The organism is Gordonia spumicola (assembly GCF_009932475.1).
Taxonomy (GTDB): Bacteria; Actinomycetota; Actinomycetes; order Mycobacteriales; family Mycobacteriaceae; genus Gordonia; species Gordonia spumicola.
In genome coordinates, this window is the sequence record NZ_BJOV01000005.1 from 697,476 (window position 1) to 721,553 (window position 24,078).

Genomic DNA, 24,078 nt, shown 5'->3' on the forward strand with positions numbered 1-24,078 from the left:
GTGGAACCGAGTGAGTTACGTGCTCGGCGTGGTGGCGTTCGCCCTCGCGCTGCTGATCTCCATCGCATGGCACGAGTTGGGCCATCATGTGGCCGCGAAGGCGACGGGCATGAAGGTCCGTCGCTTCTTCGTCGGCTTCGGCCCCACCGTGTGGTCCACCCGCGTCGGTGAGACCGAATACGGACTCAAGGCGATCCCGCTCGGCGGGTTCTGCGACATCGCGGGCATGACGCCGCACGACGAGATGTCGGTGATCGACCAGCCGCGCGCCATGTACAAGCAGGCCACATGGAAACGGCTCGTCGTCCTCATCGCCGGGCCTGTCCAGAACTTCATCCTCGGCTTCGTCCTGATCGTCATCCTCGCGCTCGGTTGGGGCCTGCCCGTCCTCGGTGACAAACCGGTCCACGCCGCGCAGATCTCGTGTGTCGCGCCGACGACCGACGCCGCGGGCAAACCGGTGCCGTGCACGGGCGCGGCGCCTGCCGCACAGGCCGGCCTTCGGGTCGGGGACCAGATCGTCGCCGTCGACGGTGCGTCGATCTCCGACTCGTCCGACATGATCGAGAAGGTCCGCGACGTGCAGGGTTCCACCGTCCTGACTGTCGAGCGCGACGGGGAGCGCACCGACGTGACGATCCCGGTGTCCCAAGTCCAGCGCATGGCGAAGAACACGGACGGCACGCTGACGCCCGTCACGGTCGGCGCGATCGGGGTGACACTAGACAACACGCTCGACAATCACTACGACATCGGGTCCGTCTGGGGAGGTGCGATCTCTTTCACCGGAGACATGATCGTAGAGACCGTGAAGTCGCTTGCCTCCCTACCGACAAAGATTGGGTCGCTGTGGACTGCGGTCACCGGTGGGGAGCGCGCCGTGGACAGTCCGATGAGCGTGGTCGGCGCGTCCCGCATCGGTGGTGAGGTTGTCGAGATGGGTCTGTGGAACGTCTTCTTCCTGCTGCTGCTGAGCATCAACTTCTTCCTCGGCGCGTTCAATCTGGTGCCGCTGCTTCCGCTCGACGGCGGGCACATGGCGATCGCGCTGTACGAGAAGGTCCGCAACCTGCTGCGTCGCGCAGTCGGCAAGCGCGACGCGCCGCCCGTCGACTATGTGAAGCTGCTCCCGCTGACCTATGCGGTCGTCGCCGTGATGGGCGCCTTCATGATCCTGACCGTGACGGCCGACATCATCAACCCGATCCGGCTCGGCTGACGACTGCATTTCACGGTGAGCCGAGTCGGTAGACTCGAGGCCATGACTGATGTGATCGGGCTGGGAATGCCTGCCGGACCTCCGCCTGTTCTCGCGCCGCGCCGCACGACCCGTCAGATCCAGGTCGGATCGGTCGGAGTGGGCAGCGACCATCCGATCTCGGTGCAGTCGATGTGCACCACCAAGACGCACGACGTGAACTCGACGCTGCAGCAGATCGCCGAGCTCACCGCGTCCGGCTGTGACATCGTCCGCGTGGCCTGCCCGCGCCAGGAGGACGCCGACGCGCTCGCCGTCATCGCGAAGAAGTCGAAGATCCCGGTCATCGCCGACATCCACTTTCAGCCCAAGTACATCTTCGCCGCCATCGACGCGGGCTGTGCCGCCGTCCGCGTCAACCCCGGCAACATCAAGGAGTTCGACGGCCGCGTCAAGGAGGTCGCGAAGGCCGCGGGCGACGCCGGGATCCCGATCCGCATCGGTGTCAACGCGGGCTCGCTCGATCCCCGTCTCCTCAAGAAGTACGGCAAGGCGACGCCGGAGGCTCTCGTCGAGTCGGCCCTCTGGGAGGCGAGCCTGTTCGAGGAGCACGGGTTCGGCGACATCAAGATCTCGGTGAAGCACAACGATCCGGTGATCATGGTCGAGGCGTACCGGCAGCTGGCCGCGCAGAGCGACTACCCGCTGCACCTCGGCGTCACCGAGGCCGGGCCGTCGTTCCAGGGCACGATCAAGTCGGCTGTGGCTTTCGGGTCGCTGCTGTCGGAGGGCATCGGCGACACCATCCGCGTGTCCCTGTCGGCGCCGCCCGCCGAGGAGATCAAGGTCGGCGACGCGATCCTGCAGTCGCTCAACCTGCGTCCCCGAAAGCTGGAGATCGTATCGTGCCCGTCGTGCGGCCGTGCGCAGGTGGACGTCTACAAGCTCGCCAACGAAGTGTCGGCGGGCCTGGAAGGACTCGAGGTCCCGCTGCGCGTGGCCGTCATGGGATGCGTCGTGAACGGTCCGGGTGAAGCGCGCGAAGCCGACCTCGGCGTCGCGTCCGGCAACGGCAAGGGGCAGATCTTCATCAAGGGCGAAGTCGTCAAGACCGTCCCCGAGGCGCAGATCGTCGAGACCTTGATCGCCGAAGCGCTGCGTATCGCCGAGGAGTCGGGGGACACTGGGACGGGATCACCCGTCGTCTCTGTCAGCTGAGGCGCGCGAGAAGACATTCGAAAGGGCCGGACGTGCTGCGACTGCTTGGCGGGCGCCCGTTGGGGGCGCGTGACACCGAAGCGGTCACGCGCGCGCTCGACCGCGATCCCGTCGCGTCGTGCATGGTCGCGGCCCGCGTCGAGGCGTACGGGATGTCGCCGAGGTTCCTCGGCGGCGAGATGTGGAGCGCGTCGACACCGGAGCAGTCCCTGTGCTTCTCCGGAGCCAACCTGATGCCGCTCGCGGGCGACGACGCCGACCTCGACGACTTCGCGGGCCGCGCGCTCGCCGCCCGACGCACGTGCACATCGGTGGTCGGTCACGTCGATCTGGCGCTCGGACTGTGGCAACGGCTCCAGCCGACCTGGGGCGAACCGCGCGAGATCCGTCCGGACCAGCCGCTCCTGGCGTTGAGCGGCATGCCCGCGATCGATCCCGACCCGTTGGTGCGGCTCGTCGTCCCCACCGACCTCGACAACTACTTCCCGGCCGCGGTGGAGATGTTCCGCGGGGAGGTCGGCGTCGACCCGTGCGAGGTGGACGGCGGGGCGTCGTACCGTCGCAGGCTGGCCGCGTTGATCTCCGCGCGCCGAGTGTTCGCGCGGTTCGACGGCGACCGGGTGGTCTACAAGGCCGAGATCGGGTCCATGTCGCGTCGGGTGGGCCAGATCCAGGGCGTGTGGGTCGATCCGGACTGGCGCGGTCGTGGGATCGGCTCGACGGGCACCGCGGCGGTCGCTGCGGCGATCGCTCGGCAGGGTCGCATAGCGAGCCTGTACGTCAACAGTTTCAACTCGTCCGCCAGGGCCACCTACCAGCGGGTCGGCTTCTCACAGGTCGGGACCTTCGCGACCGTGCTCGTGGACTGACTCGATAGTCTCGGAGTCGATGATTCTGCGACGGGTGATCGCGCTGTGCTGCGCGCTGGCGATGGTGGTCGGAGTCGTGTCGTGCTCGTCGGAAGCCGACGGTCCGCGCGACGCGGCGAACGTCTTCGTCGACGCGTTCGCCACCCGCGACTTCGCGGCCGCGTCGGACGCCACGACGAATCCGGACGCCGCGACTCGCGCGATGTCGCAGACGTGGGACGGTCTCGAGGCGCAGTCGTTGACGGCGCGGACGGGGCGCGTGCGCGTCGATCACGACGTCGCCGACGTCGACGTCACCTACACGTGGACGCTCTCGGGCGGCCGGACGTGGGAGTACCCGGCGACGCTGTCGATGGGTCGCAGCGACGACGGCTGGTCGGTCCGGTGGACGTCCACCGCGATCCACCCGAGACTCGGCGCCGACCAGCACCTCGCGGTCGGGGATCTGAGCCCGCCACGCGCGTCGGTCAACGAGTCGGACGGCACCGAGGTGATGGTGAACGGCACCGTCACGGCCGTCAGCTTCGACGGCCACGCGGCGGCGGCCGCGGGCGACGTGATCGGCCCGGCGACCCGGCTGGTCGAGGTGATGGGCCCGTTCGTTCCAGGATTGTCGGCTCAGCGGCTCGCCGAGCAGGGCACGGCGAGCGCGGACCCGATGCCGGTAGGCACGCTGTCCGCGGCGGACGCCTCCGCCCTGCGCGATCGGCTCGCGCTGCCCGGCATCGTGCTGCGCGACGAGTCGGTCCTGCTGCCCCGCGACCCGGGTTTCGCGTCGGCCGTCCTCGCTCGGGTCAAGAACGCCGTCGGCTCCGAGATCATCGGCACGGCGGGCTGGCGGGTGTCGGTAGTGAACGCGAACGGTCTGGTCGCCGACATCGTCTTCGACCATGCCAGCGTGCCCGCGCCCGCCGTGGCGTTGACGCTGTCGCGGACCGTGCAGGACGCCGCCCAGAACGCGGTGAACGCCGTCCAGGGCAAGCAGGCGATGACGGTCGCGATCAGCGCGTCCACCGGAAAGATCCTCGCGATCGCGCAGAACGGCGACGCCGATCGGGCCGGTTTCCCCGCGGCCGCGGGCCAGTTCCCGCCGGGCTCGACATTCAAGATGGTGACGTCCGCGGCCGCGATGAACGGCAGGTTGAGCGACCCCGAGGCCCAGGTGCAGTGCCCCGGCGAGATCACGATCGGGGAGCGCACGATCCCCAACTACGACGGTTTCTCGTTGGGCCAGGTGACGCTGCGGCAGGCGTTCGCGGCGTCGTGCAACACGACCTTCGCCGATCTCGCGAGCCGGATGGGGCCGTCCGACCTCGCACACGCGGCCACCGCGATGGGACTCGGCTCGCAGTACACGATCGCCGGCATCGACTCGAAGTCCGGGTCGGTCCCGATCGAGCCGGATCTCGTGCGTCGCAGCGAGGACGGCTTCGGGCAGGGCACGGTGCTCGCCAGTCCGCTCGGCATGGCGATCGTCGCGGGGACCGCGGCCACCGGGCACCGGCCGGTCCCGCAGCTGATCAACGACCGCGACACGACCGTCGTGGGGCCGTCCATCGACCTGGACGCGAGCGTCTACGCGCGATTGCGGACGATGATGCGTGCGGTCGTCACCTCGGGCACCGCATCCGCGATCGCCGATCAAGGCGAGGTGTACGGCAAGACCGGTGAGGCCGAGGTGAACGGCGGGTCGCACGCCTGGTTCGCCGGGTACCGCGGCGACATCGCGTTCGCCACCCTCATCGTCCTCGGCGGCGGATCGGAATCGGCCGTCGCTGTGACCCGCGACTTCCTGTCCCGCGTCCCCGCCGACTATCGGCCCTGACGGTCGGGGCCCGTCGCGATTCGAAGGTGATCGGGCGTAATCGTCGTCTGAACGGTTGCGCCGGAACTACGCTGTGGGAGTCTCATCCGAGACGCGACGACAGGGAACGAGGCGACGATGACCGGCCCGAATCCGGGGTATCCCGGGCAGAACCCCGACTACCGAGACAATCCTCAGCCGCCCCAGTACGGGGCGACCCAACAACCTCCGTACGGGCAACCCCAGTACGGCGCACCGCAGCAACCCCAATACGGACAACCCCGGCAACCCCACACCGGCCAGCCCCCGTACGGTCAGGCTCAGCCTCCGCAGTACGGCGTTCCGCAGAACCCGCCACAGTTCGGTCAGTAGAATCCTCCTTTCGGCGGGGCTGTGGGCGCGGCCGTGAACCCGAAGCTGGTCCCCATCCTCTGGGGAGTCGTCGGTGCGTCCGTCGTGTTGCTGATCGCGGCGTTCCTTCCGTGGGCGTCGGTCGAAGCGGGACCGTTCAGCCAGACGGTGAGCGGCACGACCGACGGTCGGGACGGCGTCTTCACACTGGTGCTCGCGCTCATCGCCGGCGGTATCGCCGGCTCGGCGGTGTTCCTGACGGCCAAGCAGCCGGCGCTGCCGTTGGCGGCCGGAATCGGTGCGGTGGTGGCCGGGGTGATCTCCGCGCTCATCGCGATCATCGACATCGTCGACATCCAGGGCAACGCACCGAGCGGTCTCGCCGACGTCAGTGTCAGCGTCGGGTTCGGTCTGTGGCTGACATTGCTGGCCGCTGTCGTGCTCGCGGCCGCGGGTGGTGCGCTCCTGGTCGTGCGTCGCCAGCACAGCTGACGCTGAGGCGTCAGCGGCGCGGGACGATGAGCAGTTCGCCCGTGTCGGGGTGATCGACGACGAGGACCGGATGGTCGTACGTCTCGGTGAGGAGTTCGGCCGTCATGACGTCGCGGACCCGGCCGCAGGCAAGGATCTCGCCGGCCTTCATGACGGCGACACGGTCGGCGTACGCCGCGGCCGACGACAGATCGTGGACCACGAGCAGAACGGCGACGCCCGCCGCTGCACGGTCGGCGAGGATCGTGAGAACGTGCTCGCTGTGGCCGATGTCGAGCGCGGCGGTCGGTTCGTCGAGCAGGAGGACCGGGGTGTCCTGGGCGAGGGCACGGGCCAGGCTGACGCGGGCCTGCTGTCCACCGGACAGCTGCGAGAACTGTCGGTCGAGGAGGTCGCCGAGTTCGCAGGCCTCGACGGCCTCGTCGATGACCTCGGCCGATCGTGCGGCGTCGGGCGTACGCGTCCACGGGTAGCGGCCCATCTCGACCACTTCGCGGACGGTGAACGGCGTGTCGACGCGATTGGTCTGCGTCACGAGCGCCCGCCTGCGGGCGAGGAGTCGGGGATCGAGATCGCGGACGTCGTCGCCGCCGATCATGACCTGCCCGGCCGCGGGCGCACGGACGCCCGAGACCACCGACAGCAGCGTCGACTTGCCGCAGCCGTTGGGGCCGACGAGCGCGACGATCTCGCCCGATGACACGTCGAGGTCGACGTCGGACACCACCCGCCTGCGGCCGAGCTCGACGCTGACGTCGCGCACCCGGATCCCGGTCACATCGCCACCCCCGAACTCTTGCGGCGCAGCAGGAGGAAGAACACCGGCCCACCGATGAGCGAGGTCAGCATGCCGAGCGGCAGTTCACCCGCGGTGAGGGTGCGCGCCGCCAGATCGGCGGCCGCGACGACGAACGCGCCGCCCAACGCGCTCGCGGGCAGGAGCACGGCGTGCCGCGGGCCGACGAGCAGTCGCATCACGTGGGGGACGATGAGGCCGACGAACATCAGAATGCCGGTGAACGCCACGGCGGCCGCGGTCAGGATCGCGACCAGCACGATCACCTGACGTCGGACGACCTCGACGTTCACGCCGAGCGAGGCGGCCTGCACTTCGCCGAGCGCGAGCAGATCGAGCTTGCGCACCAGCGCCATGCCGCCCGCCACACCGGCGATCACCAGGGGGGCGACGATCTTGATCTGGCTCCACGAGGCGTTGCCCGCGAGCGACCCCAACTGCCAGAACACGATCTGTTCGCGGGCGGCGGTGCTCGCGACGTACGTGAGGTAGGCGATGACGCCGAGAGCGAAGGCGTTCACCGCGATGCCCGTCAGCACCAGCATGATCGTCGATGACGCGCCGTCGCGCATCGACAACGTGTACACGGCGAACGTGGTGAGCAGGCCGAACACCGCAGCCGCCCCGGCGACCGCCCACCCGTTGGTTCCGGTCCCGCCGATGACGATCATCAGGCACGCCCCGATGGCCGCGCCGGACGAGATGCCGATGATGCCGGGTTCGGCGAGCGGATTCGCCAGCATGCCCTGCAGGAGGCAGCCCGCGGCTCCGAGCGCGACGCCGACGAACAGTCCGAGGACGATGCGCGGGAAGCGCGTCACCCAGAGCGCGGTTTCGCCGTTCGGGTGGCTCGGCAGCGGACCGATGTTCACATGCCAGTGGTGGGCCACCGAGCCGAGCACCTCGGCGGGGGAGACGTGCACGGCTCCCGTGCCCGCCGACACGACGACGATCACGATCAACGCGACGAGGAGACCGGCCAAGACCCACAGGGTCCGGCCGCGGACGAGTTCACGCATAGATCGCCTTCGCCAACGCGCCCATCACCAGACCGGTGTCGGGACCGAACATGAGGATCTGGGTCTCGTCCATCTCGACGATCCGCTTGGACCGTCCGGCGTTCGTCTGCGCGATCGCCGGGAGTGCGAGCACCTTGTCCATGCCGCCGACCGACTCCGCGCCCTGCGTCATCACCAGGATCACGTCCGGGTCGGCCGCCATCAGGTTCTCGGCGCTCACCGTCGTGAACGCCGCAGTCAGTCCCGACGCCGTCCCGGCGTCCACGCCGCCGAGATGATCGATGAGGTCGTCGGCTCCCGATCCGGGACCGGCCAGGAGCAGCAGGTATTCGCCCCGGATGTACAGGAACGCGATCTTCGGCTTGCTTGGAAGATCGGGGATCGTGCGTTGCGCCTCCGCGATCTGCGCCTGCGTCCGAGCGACGAGCCTCTCGCCCGCATCGGGCACGCCGAGGGCGGCGGCGACCGAACGGATCAGGCCAGGTGTGCTCGCGACCGACCGCTCCGACGAGAACTGCACCACGTCGAGTCCCGCCCGACGCAACGCGTCGACCGCGCCGGCCGGATTGCTGTCGGTGCCCGTCAACACGATCGTCGGCGCGGTGTCGAGAACCCGCTCGGTGTTGATCGCATGACCGGCGTCGGTGACCACCGGCACCGCGCGAGCGGCGGGGAACGTGGTCGACTTGTCGCGCCCGACCACATGTGAACCGAGCCCGAGCGAGAAGACGATCGCGCCGAGGGTCCCGTTGCGATCGATCGCGACGATCCGGTCGGCCTTGGCGGATGCGGCCGGATCGGTCACCACCGGGACGATGTCGTTGGTAGGGAGGGTCGCCGTCGACGGTCCGGTGCGCAGGGACGCCGTGAGCTTCGCGGCCTTGGCCGCGTCGGTCTCGATCGGGGCGGTACTGCATCCGGCCACGGCGACCAGTAGCGCGGCCATGAAGGCAGCGCCCACCCGCGAACGACCGATCACTGGAACCGCCTTGTCTGACATGGACGAATACGACTGTTAGGAATACCTTACCTCTCGTGTGTCGGGCGAATCCGGGGGGACTTCGGTCGGCATGGAACAATCGACGCCATGACTGTTCGTGCCCCTCTCGTCCCCGGCGTCGTCGCGCCCGTCCTGTCCGTGCCCGATGCGATCGAGCGGCCCGAGTACGTGTGGAAGGACACCGTTGCGGAGGGGAGCGAACCCTGGGTTCAGACGCCGGAGACCATCGAGAAGATGCGGGTGGCGTCGACGATCGCCGCCAACGCGCTCGCCGAGGCCGGGCGCGCGGTGGCTCCCGGCGTCACGACGGCCGAACTCGACCGGATCGCCCACGAGTACATGCTCGATCACGGCGCGTACCCGTCGACGCTCGGGTACAAGGGCTTCCCGAAGTCGTGCTGCACCTCGCTCAACGAGGTGATCTGCCACGGCATCCCGGACTCGACGGTCGTCCAGGACGGAGACATCGTCAACATCGACGTCACCGCGTTCAAGGACGGCGTGCACGGCGACACGAACGCCACCTTCCTCGCGGGCGACGTCTCCCAGGAGGTCCGCGATCTCGTCGACCGCACCCGCATCGCGACCGAACGAGCGATCAAGGCGGTCAAGCCCGGTCGTGCGCTCAACGTGGTCGGTCGTGTCATCGAGTCGTATGCCAGCCGCTTCGGGTACTCGGTGGTGCGCGACTTCACCGGTCACGGCATCGGCGAGACGTTCCACAACGGCCTCGTCGTCCTGCATTACGACGAGCCGAATGTCAGCACCGTCCTCGAGCCGGGCATGGTCTTCACCATCGAGCCGATGATCAACCTCGGCGGCCACGACTGGGAGATGTGGGACGACGATTGGACCGTTGTCACCGCCGACCGCAAGTGGACCGCGCAGTTCGAGCACACGCTGGTCGTCACCGAGACCGGCTCCGAGATCCTCACGCTGCCCGACGCCTGACCCCGCTCAACGTTGGTGACGTTTCCGTCGTACGGAGGGGAGAAACGTCACCAAAGTTGCGACACCGATCGGCACTCATGCCTGACCTCAATGGAGCCCTGCTGGTGGGCGGCACGTCCAGCGACGCGGGCAAGAGCCTGATCGTCGCCGGGCTGTGCCGTGCACTTGCCAGAGAGGGCGTGCGCGTCGCGCCGTTCAAGGCCCAGAACATGTCGAACAACTCCGCGGTCACGCTGGACGGCGGGGAGATCGGGCGGGCGCAGGCGCTGCAGGCCGCCGCGTGCGGCCTCGAGCCCGACACCCGGTTCAATCCGGTGCTCCTCAAACCGGGAAGCGACCGGCGATCGCATGTGATCGTGCGGGGCCGCCCGTACGGCGACGTCGGCGCCGCGGACTATCACGCGCGTCGAGCCGAGCTGGCGCACGTCGTCGCCGACGAACTCGCCTCGCTGCGGCGCGACGTCGACGTCGTGATCTGCGAAGGCGCCGGGTCGATCGCCGAAGTGAACCTGCGCGCCACCGACATCGCGAACATGGGACTGGCCCGCGCCGCCGACCTCCCGGTCCTGCTCGTCACCGACATCGACCGCGGTGGATCCCTCGCCCACCTGTTCGGCACCCTGGCCCTGCTCGAACCGGCCGACCAGGCGCTCGTCGCCGGATTCGTGATCAACAAGTTCCGCGGCGATCCCGGACTCCTCGCTCCCGGCCTGGACACCCTCCGCGCGCGCACCGGCCGTCCGACCCTGGGGGTGCTGCCGTTCGCCGACGACCTCTGGATCGACGCCGAGGACTCACTCGCCTCACCCGTGGGCCGACGGGTCGGCGGGCCCGTCGCGCACACCGGCCGGCCGCGACTGCGGGTAGCCGCGATCCGCCTGCCGCGCACGTCCAACACCACCGACGTCGAAGCCCTCGCCTGCGAACCCGACGTCGACGTGACCTGGGTGGACGACCCGTCCGCGGTCCGCGTCGCCGACCTCGTCGTCGTGCCCGGAACGCGTGCCACCGTCGCCGACCTCGGGTGGATGCGATCGCGGGGACTGGCCGACGCGGTCGTCGAACGCGCGCACCGAGGACTGCCGGTGCTCGGGATATGCGGCGGATTCCAGATGCTGTGCAGGCGGATCGTCGATCCTGTCGAATCGGGGCTCGGCGAGGTCGCGGGCCTCGGTCTGCTCGACGTCGACATCGAGTTCCGGCAGGCGAAGACGCTGCGCCGGTTCGGCGGGCACGACGGACGCGGGTCGAGGGTCACCGGCTACGAGATCCACCACGGCGTGGTCGTCCGCAGCACCGAGGACACGTGGCTCGTCGACGACGAGACCGGACCCGAAGGCGCTCGACGCGGCGCGGTCGTCGGGACCCACTGTCACGGTCTGCTCGACGGCGACGACGCGCGCCGGACGTTCCTGTCGCGCATCGCGGCCGAGGTGGGTCGCGCAGGTTTTGTGCCCGCGTCGGACGTGTCGGCTGCGCGGGTGCGGGAACGGCAACTCGACGCGATTGCCGACCTCGTCACAGAACACCTCGACATGAGAGCTGTGCACAGATTGCTCGAGGCGGGCACCGATCCGATGCCGTCCGTCCTATCCTGGCTGAGTGAACACCGAGCACCGACAAGTCGACCATGACGGCCTGACCTTCGATGTGAAGCTGAGCGGCCCCGCGCGCGGCCCGTGGGTCGTGCTGCTGCACGGCTTCCCCGTCGACTCGCGCTGCTGGGACGGGGTCGTCCCGCGCCTGCACGAGGCCGGACTGCGGACCGTCACCATCGACCAGCGCGGATACAGCCCGGGGGCGCGACCGCCGAACGTCGAGGACTACCGGCTCGAGAAGCTCGTCGGCGACGTGCTCGGTGTGCTCGGGCACCTCAACATCGCGTACTCGATGATCGTCGGCCACGACTGGGGCGGAATCGTCGCGTGGCACCTGGCGGCCAAGCATCCGGAACGGTTCACCGGGCTCGTCGCGGTCAGCACCGGTCACCCGTCCGCGATGCGGGAGGCCCTCGAAGCCGGGTCGGACCAGCGCGAACGGTCGTCGTACATCAAGACGTTCGTGACGTCGAAGGCCGAGGACCTCCTCACCGAGGACGCGGGCCGTCGTCTCCGTGAACACGGCGTCACGGCCGATGAGGTGGCGCCGTTGCTCGAGCCGGGCGCACTGACCGGGCCGCTTAACTGGTACCGCGCCAACTTCACCGGCGACGTCGCGGCGGCCTTGGCGTGTCCGCCCGTCGAGATCCCCACGACCATGGTGTGGAGCGACGGCGACACCGCCCTCGGACGCGAGCAGGCCGAGTTCAGCGGCCGTCACGTGTACGGCGACTACCGTTTCTCGCTGGTCTCCGGCGTCGACCATTGGGTACCGCAGAAGGCCGCACAGGCGGTCGCCAGCGAGATCTCGCTCCGCTCCGCGCTCTACTGAGCGCGGAGGCGGGCCACCAGTTCGTCGATCTGGGCCTTGCCGCGCTCGTCGACGGTCAGCGCCATGAACGACGACATCGCGAGCAGGACCTCGAACTCGCGCGGGCTCTTGGGCTTGCCGAAGAGCGAGGTCTTCTCCTTGACCGTCACGTCGCGGAAGGTGGAGATCGGGTTGCGCGCCGTCTCCTCCTTGCCGTGGTGCTTGAACTTCGCAACGGTCACACCGTCGAACACGATCGACTCGCCGTTCGCGCCGAGGACTTCCACACCTGCGGAGGGGTTGGTCATCGTCGCATTGTAGTCGTGGCCGCCGGTCAGCGCAGGCAGGTGAATCCGTCGGGGAGCGCGCCTCGGCCGAGGATCCCGCGCACGAGCGTGTACACGTCGTCGTCGCGGGTCAGCGACGCGGCGAAGGCCGCCGCTCGCCGGGCGCACCCCGGGAGAAGGGCCGGCGCCTCGAGCTCCGCGGCGTCGACGACGTCGAGGGTGTGGACGCTCAGCTCGAACGCGCGCGTCGCGAGGTAGTCCGGCGCGGCGATCGCGCCGACGGGCGTCAACAGGACGGCGTCGTCGGGCAGCGCGTCGACCAGCGCGACCCCGCGAGCGGCGAGATCGTGCGCGTGATCGAGCGGGTCGTCGCCGAGATCGATCCCGGCCCGCACACCGGCGGCGGTCACGGCAGCCGGATCGGTCACCGAGTCGAGCGCGGCGTGGAAGTACGACGCGGGACTCTCGTGCGTCACGCCGAGTTCCCCGCCGGAGTCGATGCGCGCACGCGCGGCCGCCGCGTACATCTCGATGGTCGTGAACGCCGACCGGCACGTGTGGCCGACCAGCGACCTCATGCTCCACTCGCCGAGGGCGGGGCGATCCAGCGTCGACGCGGGCACCCGGTCGACGGCGTCGACGAACGCGGCCGCGGCGTCGGCGTACCACTCCCGCACGGACGCCGGATCGTGCAGGCTCACAATTCGAGTCCGAGCAGGGCGTTCTCCAGGACCTCGGGGAGCGCGGGATGGATCCAATACTGTCCGCGGGCCATGTCGCGGGCCGACAGGCCGAAGCTCATCGCCTGGATCACCGGTTGGATGATCGACGACGCCTGCGCACCCATCAGATGGGCGCCGAGGAGGCGTCCGGTGCCACGTTCGGCGATCAGTTTGCAGAAGCCGACAGTGTCCTCCATCGCCCAGCCGTAGGCCACGTCGCCGTACGCCTGGACCTTGACCGTGATGTCCAGTCCGCGCTCGCGAGCGTGGGCTTCGGTGAGACCGACGCTCGCGATCTGGGGGTGCGTGAACACCGCGGCGGGGACGAAGCGGTGATCGAACGACTCCAGTTCGGTCGACTCCCACCCACGCAGGACGTTCCCCTGGACCACTCGCTGCTCGTGGTTCGCCACGTGCTTGAGCTGGTACGGCGAGCTGACGTCGCCGAGCGACCAGACGCCGCGCGCCGGGGTGCGGCCGTGCTCGTCGACGGGCACCCGACCGTCGTCGGTGAGGTCGACGCCGATCGACTCCAGCGACAGCAGGTCGCCGTTGGGGATGCGGCCGGTCGCCACCAGCAGGGCGTCGGCGTCGAGTGTCGTCCCGTCGCCGAAGGCGAGCCGGACGGTCCCGTCCTCGAGGGTCGCAGCGCCGGTCACCTGCGTGTTCAGTCGGACGTCCCACTGCTCGGACGCGACCTCGGTGAACCGCGAGCTGATGTCGTCGTCCATCGGGCGAAGCAGGCGCGGGCCGCGGGCGATCACCGACACCTCGACGCCGAGCGCGGAGAACACGTGCGCGAACTCGGACGCGATGTATCCGCTGCCGACGATCGCCATGCGCTTCGGCAAGGTGGGCAGCCGCATCACGTCGTTGTTCGTGTAGTACCGGACGCCGGACTCGGCGATCACATCGGGCACGGCCGAGCGCGCGCCCGCCGCGATGATCACCTGCGACGCCAGAACGACGTCGCCCGCATCGGTGACCAGGCGGTATCGCTCGTCGTCGACGCCGTCGAATCGCACGTGGCTCTCGTAGACCGTGATGGTGGGGCACCGGTCGACGCGGTACTCGCGGCCGCCCGTGGTGATCGGGTCGATACGGCCGAAGACGCGGGCGACGATCGCCTGCCAGTCGACGCCGTTCACGCTCGCGTCCACTCCGTATCGGCCCGCGGTGCGGGCGGCCTCGGCGACGTCGGCGGCGTAGACGAACATCTTCGTCGGTATGCAGCCGACGTTCAGGCAGGTGCCGCCGAACAGGTTCTCCTCGAAGATCGCGATCGACATGTCGTCGTACCGTTCGTCGGGGATCGAATTGCCGCTGCCGGTTCCGATGATCGCCAGGTCGACCTTCTGCGGTGTGCTCACTTCTCGAACTCGCTCTCCATCCAGGCGTCGACCTCGGCGTACGCGCGGGCGCGCGCCTCCGGGATCGACAAGAACACGTCATGTTTGGCGTCGGTCACCGCGACCGACAGGACCCTGCGCCCCAGACATCCGGCCCACTGTGCGATCTGTCGCACGTCGAGCACGCAGTCGGAGACGACGACCGACTCGTCGAATCGCCCGCGGAACGACGTCTTGTCCGACCGCAGCACCAGCGTCGGGACGCCGACGTCCAGGCCCGCGTGCACCTTGTACTGGCCGGCTCGGACGGCGGCCAGCCAACCGAAGGTCGTCGGGAAGCCGCCGAGCGGTTTGCGGACCAGGTCGTACGTCCACTCGCCGTGGACGTCGGAGTGCAGGCTGTCGCCGTACGACGACGACATAGTGCGCGGGAACGCGGCCATGCCGCGGAACGAGCCGATCGCCGAGACCAGCGCGTAGGTCGGCGTGGACCGCAGGATGGCCTCGCCCTGCAGGTCGAGCCACGGACTGTTGAGGGCCAGACCGATCACGTGTCCGTGACGTTCGGGGTCGGCGGTGCGCAGCCTGTCGAGCCACAGCGGTGCGATGAGTCCGCCGGTGGAGTGGGCGACGACGATCACCTGCGGTGTTCCGCCCGCCGCGCTGACCTCGTCGGTCGCGATGTCGAGCGCGAGGTTCAGCTCCTCGTCGTAGTGGGCGAGGTCGCTTGTGTAGTGCGGATGATGGTGTTCGTTCAGCGACCGTCCGCATTTGCGGAGGTCGAGGGCGTAGAACGCGTATCCGCGATCGTGGAAGAAGTCGGCGAGCTCGGTCTGGAAGAAGTAGTCGGTGAAGCCGTGGATGTAGAGGACCGCCCCGCGGGCCGCGTTCACCGCTCCGGGTTTGCGGACGAGGCTCGCGACGATCGGGTCCTCGCCGTCGGGATCGTTCGCGAGGGGCAGGGTTCGGACTTCGTAGCCCTCGAGGAAGTCGTCGGGGCGCCAGTCGGTGGTCACCCTGTCACTGTAGGGCCTGGTCGTCGAAGACGCCGTCGGGCCGTGTCGGACTCGACACACTTGGCAGCACCGGTGCCACGTGTCAACGATCGATGGTGAACAATGACTCTCATACGAGTCGGCGCCACCGGTGGGGTCGACGTGGAATCGACCCCGACGGCGGAGGAGAGCAGCAGCGTGGCGCAGAAGGTCATCAAGACGGACGTGGCGTTGATCGGCGCAGGCATCATGAGCGCGACGCTTGGCGCGCTCATCCGCCAGCTGGAACCCACCTGGTCGATCAGCCTGTTCGAGCGTCTCGACGCCGCCGCCGCCGAGAGCTCGGACCCGTGGAACAACGCGGGCACCGGCCACTCGGCGCTGTGCGAGCTCAACTACACCCCGGCGGGCGCCGACGGCGAGATCGACATCACCAAGGCGCTCACGATCAACGAGCAGTTCCAGATGTCGCGTCAGTTCTGGGCGCACGGAGTCGACAACGGCGTGCTCGGAGCGCCGGACGAGTTCATCAACCCGATCCCGCACGTGAGCTTCTGCCACGGAGCCGACGGCGTCGAGTTCCTCCGCAAGCGTCACGCGGCGCTGTCGAGCCAGACCCTCTTCGAGGGCATGGAGTTCATCGACGACGACGCGACGTTCGCCGAGCGCCTGCCGCTGATGGGCGCGGGACGCGACTACTCCGACCCGGTCGGCCTCAACTGGTTCACCGAGGGCACCGACGTCGACTTCGGCGCGCTGACGCAGCAGCTCCTGAACTACGTCGGCCGCGACGCCGACCTGTACTTCGGTCACGAGGTCCGCAACCTCTCCAAGCAGTCCGACGGCAGCTGGGTCATCAAGATCCGCAACACCCGCAGCGGCGAGAAGCTCCGCGTCGAGGCGCGTTTCGTCTTCGTCGGCGCGGGTGGCGGGGCCCTCGGCCTCCTGCAGAAGTCGGGTATCAAGGAGGCCAAGGGCTTCGGCGGCTTCCCGGTCAGCGGTGAGTTCTTCCGCTGCACCAACCCCGAGATCATCGCTCAGCATTCGGCGAAGGTGTACGGCCAGGCGGCCGTCGGAGCACCGCCGATGTCGGTTCCGCACCTGGACACCCGCGTCATCAATCACGAGAAGGGCCTGCTGTTCGGCCCGTACGCGGGTTGGTCGCCGAAGTTCCTGAAGACCGGCGGCGTCCTCGACCTCCCGAAGTCGGTGAAGCCGAGCAACCTGCTTCCGATGATGTCGATCGCACCGCAGGAGTTCGGTCTCCTGAAGTACCTGATCTCCGAGCTCGCCGCGAGCCGTGCGGACCGCGTCAACACCTTGGCCGACTTCGCGCCTCTCGCGGTCGGCGACGACTGGGAGCTGATCACCGCGGGCCAGCGCGTCCAGGTGATCCGCAAGACCGGCGTCGGCGGCAGCCTCGAGTTCGGCACCGCGGTCGTCACCTCGGCCGACGGCTCGATGGCCGGTCTGCTCGGCGCGTCGCCCGGCGCGTCGACGGCCGTCCCCGCGATGATCTCGGTGCTCGAGAAGTGCTTCACCGCGCACTTCGACGGCTGGAAGAGCAAGCTCACCGAGATGATCCCGTCGTACGGTCAGAAGCTGAACGACAACGCGGACCTCTACCACCAGGTGTGGGACTGGACCAACCGCAGCCTGCAGCTGACTGCCTCCGCCAACGACTGACCCGGGGCGTGTCCCAGTGACCGAATCCACGCGGTACCCGTTCAGCGCCGTCGTCGGACAGGATCGGCTCAAGCTCGCGCTGATCCTGTCCGCGGTCTCGCCGGGGATCGGCGGCGTGCTGATCCGCGGGGAGAAGGGCACCGCGAAGTCGACCATCGTCCGCGGCCTCGGACCGTTGATCGGGTCGACGTCGCGCGTCGTCGAACTGCCGATCGGCGCCACCGAGGACCGCGTCGTCGGCTCCCTCGATCTCACGCGGGTGCTCCGCGACGGGCAGGCGCACTTCACGCCGGGACTGCTCGCGCAGGCCGACGGCGGCGTGCTGTACATCGACGAGGTGAACCTGCTGTCCGATCATCTCGTCGACGTCCTGCTGGACGCGGCGGCGAGCGGCCGGGTGACCGTCGAACGGGACGGCGTGTCCCACACACAATCCGCCGCGTTCGTGCTCGTCGGAACGATGAATCCGGAGGAAGGGGAGTTGCGTCCGCAGCTCCTCGACCGGTTCGGGCTGGTCGTCGACGTCGCGGGGCCGCGCGATGTGGACGAGCGTGTCGCGATCGTCACCGCGCGGATGGCGTTCGACGCCGACCCCGCCGAATTCGCGGACTCGTTCGGCGCCGCGGAGGCGGACCTCGCGGCCCGGATCTCCGCGGCGCGCCGGACGTTGGCCGACGTCGACGTGCCGGTGACCGAACTGCGTCGCATCGCGGGCATCTGCGCGCATCTCGACGTCGACGGGCTCCGCGGGGACATCGTGATGGCCCGGACCGCGGCCGCCCACGCCGCGTGGCGCGGATCGTCGAGGGTCACCGAGGACGACGTCCGAGTCGCGGCCGAACTCGCCCTCCCACACCGCCGACGCCGCAACCCGTTCGACGAGTCGTCGATGACGCAGCAGCAGCTCGACGACGCCCTCGACGCGGGCGACGAAGCCGCAGGCTCGTCCAATGACCCGTCCGAACCGTCGAGCGATCCTTCCGAACCGTCGGGCGACCCTTCCGGACCGTCGGGCGACCCTTCCGGTTCGTCGAGCGCAGTCGAGACGTCGGAGACCCCCGACCCCGACGACGATCCGCCGCCGTCGGGCGGCGGATCGCGGGGACCGCAGTTCGGTGCGCGACCCCCGGGTGGTCAGTCCCGGGTGCAGACCTTCCGCGCCGAGGGGATCGGCGACGGCGACGCCGGGCGTCGGTCGCGCGCGCGTAGCTCCAGGGGAGCGACGGTCCGCGACGTGGAATTCGGCGACGGCGCCGGGGTGCATCTGTTCGCCACGGTCCTGTCCGCCGCGCGCCGCGCATCCGGGGCCGGAATGCCGACGCTGCTGCCCGCAGACCTGCGCGGATCGCAGCGGATCGGCACCGAGTCGAACCTCGTGGTCTTCCTCGTCGACCTGTCGGGCTCGATGACGGCGCGCGCCAGGCTGACCGCGGTCCGCGACGCGTGCGTCGAGATGCTTCGCGATTCGTACACCCGCCGCGACCGAGTGGCCGTCGTCGTCGCCGCGGGCACGGACGCGTACGTCGCGGTCCCGCCGACCAGGTCCGTCGATCTGGCGGTGACACGCCTCGCGCAGGTCCGCACCGGCGGTCGGACTCCGCTCGCCGAGGGGTTCGCCCGCAGCGTCGACGTGATCGACCGCTCGCGTCGCACGGACCCGCAGCGTCGACCCCTGCTGGTGGTCCTGACCGACGGTCGGGCGACCGGCGGGCGCGACGCCGCACATCGAGCCGACGCGGCCGCCGACGAGGTGGCGCGCAGGCGAGTGACCAGCGTGGTGATCGACTGCGAGCAGGGCTTCGTCCGGCTCGGCACGGCCGTCGCCCTCGCACAGAGACTGGGCGCCGAGCACGTCCGGCTCGACGAACTCACCGACACCGGGCTCGCCGCCCGAGTGCGCGGCGCGGCCTGACGGAGATCTCCGCCGATCGTTACCGGCATCTGGTCACTATCAGCGGAAGCCCCGCCGATAGCATGACCGCATGCCTCAGGGAGTCCCCGAATCCGTTCCGAACGACGGTCTGACGACGCGTCAACGCCGCAATCAACCGGTCCTCGCGGTCCACACCGGGCCGGGCAAAGGCAAGTCGACTGCGGCGTTCGGCATGGCGATGCGCGCGTGGAACGCCGGGCTCGACGTCGCGGTCTTCCAGTTCGTGAAGAGCGCCAAGTGGAAGGTCGGCGAGGAGACGACGATGACGGCGCTCGGCCGACTGCACGAGCAGACCGGCGAGGGCGGTCCCGTGCAGTGGCACAAGATGGGGCAGGGCTGGTCGTGGATCCGCCGCACCGACGACGCCGAGCAGGACCATGCGGCCGCCGCGCGCGCGGGATGGGCCGAGATCGCCCGCCGGATCGCCGCCCAGGAGCACGAGTTCTACGTCCTCGACGAGTTCACCTACCCGATGCACTGGGGTTGGATCGACGTCGACGAGGTCGTGACCGCGCTGCGTGAACGGCCGGGCCGCCAGCACGTCGTCATCACCGGCAGGTACGCGCCCGAGGCGCTGATCGACGCCGCGGACCTGGTCACCGAGATGACCAAGGTCAAGCATCCGATGGACGCGGGCCGCAAGGGGCAGAAGGGCATCGAGTGGTGACTCCGACCGTCGTCATCGCCGCGCCGTCGTCGGGCAGCGGCAAGACGACGATCACCACCGGGCTGATCGGGGCGCTCGTCGCCGCAGGGCGTCGGGTGGCGCCGTTCAAAGTGGGCCCGGACTACATCGACCCCGGCTATCACGCCGTCGCGGCCGGACGTGCGGGCCGGAATCTCGATCCCAACCTGGTGGGGGAGCACCGCGTCGGACCACTGTTCGCCGCGGGTTGCGCGGGCGCGGACATCGCCGTCGTCGAAGGCGTGATGGGGTTGTTCGACGGCCGGATCACCGACGGCGACGGCACCCTCGGTGTCGGTTCGACGGCGCACGTCGCGACGCTCATCGGCGCCCCGGTGATCCTCGTCGTCGACGCGGCCGGGCATTCGCAGTCGCTCGCCGCCCTGCTGCACGGGTTCGTGTCGTACGATCCGGGTGTTCACGTCGCCGGGGTGATCCTGAACCGTGTCGGGTCCGACCGCCACGAACACGTCCTGCGGCAGGCGGCGGACCGGGCCGGGCTTCCCGTGTTCGGAGTGGTCCGACGCGACGCGGCGCTCGCCGTCCCGTCCCGACACCTCGGGCTGGTGCCCGCGGCCGAACGCAGTGCCGAGGCGGTGTCGTCCGTCGACGCGATCACCTCGCTGGTCGGCGCGGGACTCGACGTGGCCGCGATCACCCGCCTGGCCGCGACCGCCGTCGGCACGGCCGCCGCACCGTGGTCGGCCGCCGACGAGGTCGGTGCGTACCGACGCCGATCCCGACCGGTGATCGCCGTGGCTCAGGGGGCGGCCTTCACGTTCGGCTATGCCGAACACCCCGAACTGCTGGCCGCAGCGGGCGCCGACGTCGTCCCCTTCGATCCCCTGCACGACCGACTTCCCGACGGGGCCGCGGGCGTCGTGATCGGCGGCGGATTCCCCGAGGAGCACGCCGTCGACCTCGCGGCCAACGTCGAGTTGCGCGCCGACCTGGCGGCGCACACCGCCGCCGGCGGACCGGTCCACGCCGAATGCGCGGGCCTGTTGTACCTGTCGGCGATGCTCGACGGGCATCCGATGGTCGGGGCGGTCGACGCCGACGGAGCGTTCGGGCCGCGCCTGACCCTCGGCTACCGGGACGCGGTGGCGGTCGCCGACAGCGTTCTCTACCGCGCGGGAGAACGGGTCACCGGACACGAGTTCCACCGCAGCACCGTCGCCTACCGGTCCGAGCGGACGCCGGCCTGGGCATGGCGTGGCGCGGACGGCAACGCGGTGGACGGCGTCGTCGACCGCGGTGTCCACGCCTCCTACCTGCACGTCCACCCGGCCGGGTCGCCGGACGCCGTGGGCCGCTTCGTGGCGGCAGCGGGAGACTTCCGATGAGTCTGCGCGAGGTGAAGGCCGCCGTCGACGCGCTCGCCGCCAAAGACGGCGACGATCCGACCGCCCTGCGCGACGTCCTCGAAGCCGTGCTGCTGGTCGGCCAGGGCCTCGAACTCGACCAGGCGTTGCAGCGGATCGTCGACGTGGCCGCGGGCGTCTTGGACGCCCGCTACTGTGCACTGGGCGTCCGCGGGCCCGAACTCAGTCTCCAGGCGTTCGTGTACACCGGCATCGGCCCCGAGGTCAGGGCGACGATGGGCCGACTCCCCGTCGGACGCGGAGTCCTCGGCGAACTGCTCCACCACCCCGAAGTGCTCCGCATCGAACGGCTGTCGGACCACCCGTCGTCGGTCGGCTTCCCGCCGAACCATCCGCCGATGGACACCTTCCTCGGGGCGCCGATCATCGTGCGCGGCGAACTGTTCGGCAGCATCTACCTCACCGAGAAGCAGGGCGCGCCGCAGTTCACCGAGCTGGACGAGAAGATCGTCGGGGTGCTGGCCGTGGCGGCGGGCATCGCCGTCGACAACGCGCGTTCGTTCGAGAGCGCGCAGACCCGGCTGCGTTGGATGCAGGCGGTCGCCGACCGCGGCAGCGAGTCGATGCGAGGCATCTCGCTCGCGGACACGCTCGCGGCCGTCTGCGACGACGTCGCATCCCTGACGCGGGCGTCCGACGTGTACGTCGTCACGGGCACCGAGTTGAACGCCCACACCGGGGATCGGGTGGACGTCGCCGATCTCGCCGAGACCCTCGGCTCACGCCACAACCAGTTGGCGGTGGCGCGCGTCGACGGCGAGCACGCGTGGCTGCGGAACGGCGCCCGGTGGGTGACGATCAGGCCCATCCAGGGCCCGCCGGGGCAGTTCCGGGCCATCGTCGTCACTCATCCGGACCGACGGCCGTGGACCGCGGAGGAGGAGGCGGGCCTTGCGGGCGTGGCGCGAGTCGCGTCGCTCTCGATCGCCTACGCCGATCAGCAGGAGTTGGCGCGCGACCTCGAAGTCCTCGAGGACCGTCACCGCATCGCCCGCGACCTGCACGATCTGGTGATCCAGCGGCTCTTCGCGATCGGCATGTCCATGCAGACCATGAAGGCGCGGCCGGACGAGGTCGACCGCCGGATGGAGCAGGCGATCACCGATCTCGACGCGACGATCGCGCAGATCCGGACGTCGATCTTCGACCTCCACAGTGTCCCGGGCCACGCGGGCGAGCGGACCCTGCGCCGCCGGGTTCTCGATGTCGTCGCCGAACTCGCGGCCCACGCGCCGGTCACGCCGAGCGTCGCCTTCTCCGGTCCCGTCGACACGATCGTCCCGGACCGCCTGTCGCCGCACATCGAAGCGGTCCTGCGCGAGGGGCTGTCGAACGCGTTGCGGCATGCGGACGCGGACCGCATCGGAGTGCGGATCGTGGCGTCCGATGACCTCCTCGTCGAGGTGTCCGACGACGGCGTCGGGATCCCCGCAGACATCAGGCGGTCGGGGCTGAGGAATCTGGCCCGTCGAGCGGCCGAATGCGGAGGGACGTTCACCGAACGGTCGGCCGAGGGCAGCGGCACCGTCCTGACCTGGTCAGTTCCGCTGGACGTGCCCTAGTCGACGAGTTCGCGGGAGTGCACGTCGGCGTCCGGGATGATGACGACCTCGCGATCGTGGGTCAGGACGTGCAGGAAGCCCGGCTGCGCGTCGAGGACGTATCCCTCGACGACACCGGTGTCGGTGTGGATGCGTTCCTCGCCCATCCACGGGACGTCGTTGACTGCTGCGAGGATGAGCAGGCCGGTGGCGGTGAGCACGCCGACACGTCGACTCAGCCGGAGCAGAGTGTCGTGTACCACGCCGGTCCGCCACCACAGGCGCATGCCGATCACGGCGGCTCCCACCGCGGCCGCTCCGACGACCGTCCACGGGTTGCCGAACGTCACGGTCATCGAGATCGCCATCGTGATGAGCGTCACCGATCCGAGCACGCTCGACACCGTGATGGTCCCGCGGTGCTTGTCCATCGGCCACAGGACGCGCATCAGGACGAGGGGGAGCAGCACCGCGATGAGGATCCCGGTCAGCAGCGGCTGACCGACCACGGTGCCGAAGGCGATGGGGAAGGCGTCGGAGAAGTCGAACGTGTCGGCGATCGCGGCCACCACGTGCCAGTCCCAGTGCGCGACGGCGAGCAGCCGGAGCACCAGGAACAGGACGACGACGGCCGCCGTCGTCCCGAGACGGACGCTGACGTCCGGCCTGTCCTGCGCGTCCCGCTCGTCCCGTGGAGTGTCGGCGTCAGCGTCCACGGCCGCGCAGCTCCGTCGCGAGGACCGCGACCTGCGTCCGCCGCTGCATGTCGAGTTTGGACAGGATCCGCGACACGTAGTTCTTGATCGTCTTCTCGGCGAGGAACATGCGGTCGGCGATCTGTCGGTTGGTCAGCCCCTCGCCGATGAGGGTGAAGACCTCTCGCTCCTGCGAGGTCAGCTCGGCGAGCGGGTCGGACGGACTGCCGTTGCGGAGCCGGGCGAGAAGTGCCCCGGTGCTCTTCGGGTCGAGCAGCGAGCCGCCGCGCCCGACAGTGCGGACCGCCTCGATGAGGTTGTGGCCCAGGATCTGTTTGAGGACAAAACCGGAGGCTCCGGCGAGGACCGCGGCCAGCAGGGCGTCGTCGTCGGCGTAGCTGGTGAGCATCAGGCACCGGACGGTCGGGTTCTCGGCGCGGACGTCGCGGCACAGTTCCACCCCGTTCCCGTCGGGCAGGCGGACGTCGAGGACCACCACGTCGGGTTCGGTGGACGCGATGCCCACTCGAGCCTCGCCGACGGTGGCGGCCTCGCCGATCACGTCGAGGTCGTCGGCGGTGCCGAGCAGGTCGCGCAGTCCTCGACGAACCAGTTCATGGTCGTCGACGAGGAACACTCGGACGTGACGGCGTGCGGGATCAGCGGTCATGAGATCACGTTACCGCAGGTGGG

The 24,078-nt window shown here is 69.6% G+C and carries 22 protein-coding genes; 13 read left to right on the plus strand and 9 right to left on the minus strand.

Annotated features, from left to right (window positions below):
- Nucleotides 1-10: 10 nt before the first annotated feature.
- The 5 genes from GYB83_RS14520 to GYB83_RS14540 all read left to right on the plus strand — a co-directional run bounded on the left by GYB83_RS14520 (nt 11) and on the right by GYB83_RS14540 (nt 5,932).
- Nucleotides 11-1,219 carry a M50 family metallopeptidase gene (locus GYB83_RS14520; RefSeq protein WP_161896146.1) on the plus strand — a complete coding sequence of 403 codons (1,209 nt, stop codon included), beginning with the start codon at nt 11-13 and terminating at the stop codon, nt 1,217-1,219.
- A 42-nt stretch (nt 1,220-1,261) separates the two neighbouring features.
- Nucleotides 1,262-2,416, plus strand: a complete 1,155-nt coding sequence (gene ispG / locus GYB83_RS14525) for a flavodoxin-dependent (E)-4-hydroxy-3-methylbut-2-enyl-diphosphate synthase (protein ID WP_161896147.1) — start codon at nt 1,262-1,264, stop codon at nt 2,414-2,416.
- Between the two features lie 32 nt (nt 2,417-2,448).
- On the plus strand, nt 2,449-3,285 hold the full coding sequence (locus GYB83_RS14530; protein ID WP_161896148.1) for a GNAT family N-acetyltransferase: 837 nt from the start codon (nt 2,449-2,451) through the stop codon (nt 3,283-3,285).
- Nucleotides 3,286-3,304: 19 nt separating this feature from the next.
- On the plus strand, nt 3,305-5,110 hold the full coding sequence (locus GYB83_RS14535) for a penicillin-binding transpeptidase domain-containing protein (protein ID WP_161896149.1): 1,806 nt from the start codon (nt 3,305-3,307) through the stop codon (nt 5,108-5,110).
- Between the two features lie 384 nt (nt 5,111-5,494).
- Nucleotides 5,495-5,932, plus strand: a complete 438-nt coding sequence (locus GYB83_RS14540) for a hypothetical protein (protein ID WP_161896150.1) — start codon at nt 5,495-5,497, stop codon at nt 5,930-5,932.
- A gap of 10 nt (nt 5,933-5,942) precedes the next feature.
- Here GYB83_RS14540 and GYB83_RS14545 read toward each other — a convergent pair whose 3' ends face one another.
- The 3 genes from GYB83_RS14545 to GYB83_RS14555 are packed head-to-tail and all read right to left on the minus strand — an operon-like array spanning nt 5,943 to nt 8,747.
- Nucleotides 5,943-6,710 (minus strand): heme ABC transporter ATP-binding protein, encoded by a 768-nt coding sequence (locus GYB83_RS14545; RefSeq protein ID WP_161896151.1) that lies wholly within the window; start codon nt 6,708-6,710, stop codon nt 5,943-5,945.
- Nucleotides 6,707-7,747, minus strand: a complete 1,041-nt coding sequence (locus GYB83_RS14550; protein WP_161896152.1) for a FecCD family ABC transporter permease — start codon at nt 7,745-7,747, stop codon at nt 6,707-6,709. The genes GYB83_RS14545 and GYB83_RS14550 overlap by 4 nt, the downstream gene beginning before the upstream one ends.
- Complete coding sequence (locus tag GYB83_RS14555) at nt 7,740-8,747, minus strand: heme/hemin ABC transporter substrate-binding protein (RefSeq protein WP_161896153.1); 1,008 nt, start codon at nt 8,745-8,747, stop codon at nt 7,740-7,742. The genes GYB83_RS14550 and GYB83_RS14555 overlap by 8 nt, the downstream gene beginning before the upstream one ends.
- 87 nt (nt 8,748-8,834) lie before the next feature.
- Between GYB83_RS14555 and map the strand changes: the two genes are divergently transcribed.
- From map to GYB83_RS14570, 3 genes are all read left to right on the plus strand, one after another.
- Nucleotides 8,835-9,698: a type I methionyl aminopeptidase gene (gene map, locus GYB83_RS14560; RefSeq protein WP_161896154.1), complete on the plus strand. Its 864-nt coding sequence runs from the start codon at nt 8,835-8,837 to the stop codon at nt 9,696-9,698.
- Between the two features lie 77 nt (nt 9,699-9,775).
- On the plus strand, nt 9,776-11,332 hold the full coding sequence (locus GYB83_RS14565) for a cobyric acid synthase (protein ID WP_161896155.1): 1,557 nt from the start codon (nt 9,776-9,778) through the stop codon (nt 11,330-11,332).
- Complete coding sequence (locus GYB83_RS14570; protein ID WP_161896156.1) at nt 11,301-12,128, plus strand: alpha/beta fold hydrolase; 828 nt, start codon at nt 11,301-11,303, stop codon at nt 12,126-12,128. The genes GYB83_RS14565 and GYB83_RS14570 overlap by 32 nt, the downstream gene beginning before the upstream one ends.
- Here GYB83_RS14570 and GYB83_RS14575 read toward each other — a convergent pair.
- The 4 genes from GYB83_RS14575 to GYB83_RS14590 are packed head-to-tail and all read right to left on the minus strand — an operon-like array spanning nt 12,122 to nt 15,481.
- Nucleotides 12,122-12,415 (minus strand): hypothetical protein, encoded by a 294-nt coding sequence (locus tag GYB83_RS14575; RefSeq protein ID WP_161896157.1) that lies wholly within the window; start codon nt 12,413-12,415, stop codon nt 12,122-12,124. The two genes, GYB83_RS14570 and GYB83_RS14575, sit on opposite strands and share 7 nt — an antisense overlap.
- 26 nt (nt 12,416-12,441) lie before the next feature.
- Nucleotides 12,442-13,095 carry a maleylpyruvate isomerase N-terminal domain-containing protein gene (locus GYB83_RS14580; protein ID WP_161896158.1) on the minus strand — a complete coding sequence of 218 codons (654 nt, stop codon included), beginning with the start codon at nt 13,093-13,095 and terminating at the stop codon, nt 12,442-12,444.
- Nucleotides 13,092-14,486: a mycothione reductase gene (mtr, locus tag GYB83_RS14585; RefSeq protein ID WP_161896159.1), complete on the minus strand. Its 1,395-nt coding sequence runs from the start codon at nt 14,484-14,486 to the stop codon at nt 13,092-13,094. Before mtr ends, GYB83_RS14580 begins: the two co-directional genes overlap by 4 nt.
- Complete coding sequence (locus tag GYB83_RS14590; RefSeq protein WP_161896160.1) at nt 14,483-15,481, minus strand: alpha/beta hydrolase; 999 nt, start codon at nt 15,479-15,481, stop codon at nt 14,483-14,485. Before GYB83_RS14590 ends, mtr begins: the two co-directional genes overlap by 4 nt.
- 102 nt (nt 15,482-15,583) lie before the next feature.
- On the opposite strand from GYB83_RS14590, the gene mqo reads away from it, so the two are divergent.
- From mqo to GYB83_RS14615, 5 genes are all read left to right on the plus strand, one after another.
- The gene (mqo, locus tag GYB83_RS14595) at nt 15,584-17,146 is read left to right on the plus strand and encodes a malate dehydrogenase (quinone) (protein ID WP_228461490.1); all 1,563 of its coding nucleotides are present in this window, start codon (nt 15,584-15,586) and stop codon (nt 17,144-17,146) included.
- A gap of 16 nt (nt 17,147-17,162) precedes the next feature.
- On the plus strand, nt 17,163-19,058 hold the full coding sequence (locus tag GYB83_RS14600; protein ID WP_161896161.1) for an AAA family ATPase: 1,896 nt from the start codon (nt 17,163-17,165) through the stop codon (nt 19,056-19,058).
- Nucleotides 19,059-19,128: 70 nt separating this feature from the next.
- Nucleotides 19,129-19,746, plus strand: a complete 618-nt coding sequence (cobO, locus tag GYB83_RS14605; protein ID WP_161896162.1) for a cob(I)yrinic acid a,c-diamide adenosyltransferase — start codon at nt 19,129-19,131, stop codon at nt 19,744-19,746.
- Nucleotides 19,740-21,110 (plus strand): cobyrinic acid a,c-diamide synthase CobB, encoded by a 1,371-nt coding sequence (locus GYB83_RS14610; RefSeq protein WP_161896163.1) that lies wholly within the window; start codon nt 19,740-19,742, stop codon nt 21,108-21,110. Before cobO ends, GYB83_RS14610 begins: the two co-directional genes overlap by 7 nt.
- On the plus strand, nt 21,107-22,711 hold the full coding sequence (locus tag GYB83_RS14615; protein ID WP_161896164.1) for a GAF domain-containing sensor histidine kinase: 1,605 nt from the start codon (nt 21,107-21,109) through the stop codon (nt 22,709-22,711). Before GYB83_RS14610 ends, GYB83_RS14615 begins: the two co-directional genes overlap by 4 nt.
- Here the strand turns inward: GYB83_RS14615 and GYB83_RS14620 are convergent.
- Both GYB83_RS14620 and GYB83_RS14625 read right to left on the minus strand, forming a co-directional pair.
- Nucleotides 22,708-23,406: a hypothetical protein gene (locus GYB83_RS14620; RefSeq protein ID WP_161896165.1), complete on the minus strand. Its 699-nt coding sequence runs from the start codon at nt 23,404-23,406 to the stop codon at nt 22,708-22,710. The two genes, GYB83_RS14615 and GYB83_RS14620, sit on opposite strands and share 4 nt — an antisense overlap.
- Complete coding sequence (locus tag GYB83_RS14625; RefSeq protein WP_161896166.1) at nt 23,396-24,055, minus strand: response regulator; 660 nt, start codon at nt 24,053-24,055, stop codon at nt 23,396-23,398. Before GYB83_RS14625 ends, GYB83_RS14620 begins: the two co-directional genes overlap by 11 nt.
- Between the last annotated feature and the right edge of the window lie 23 nt (nt 24,056-24,078).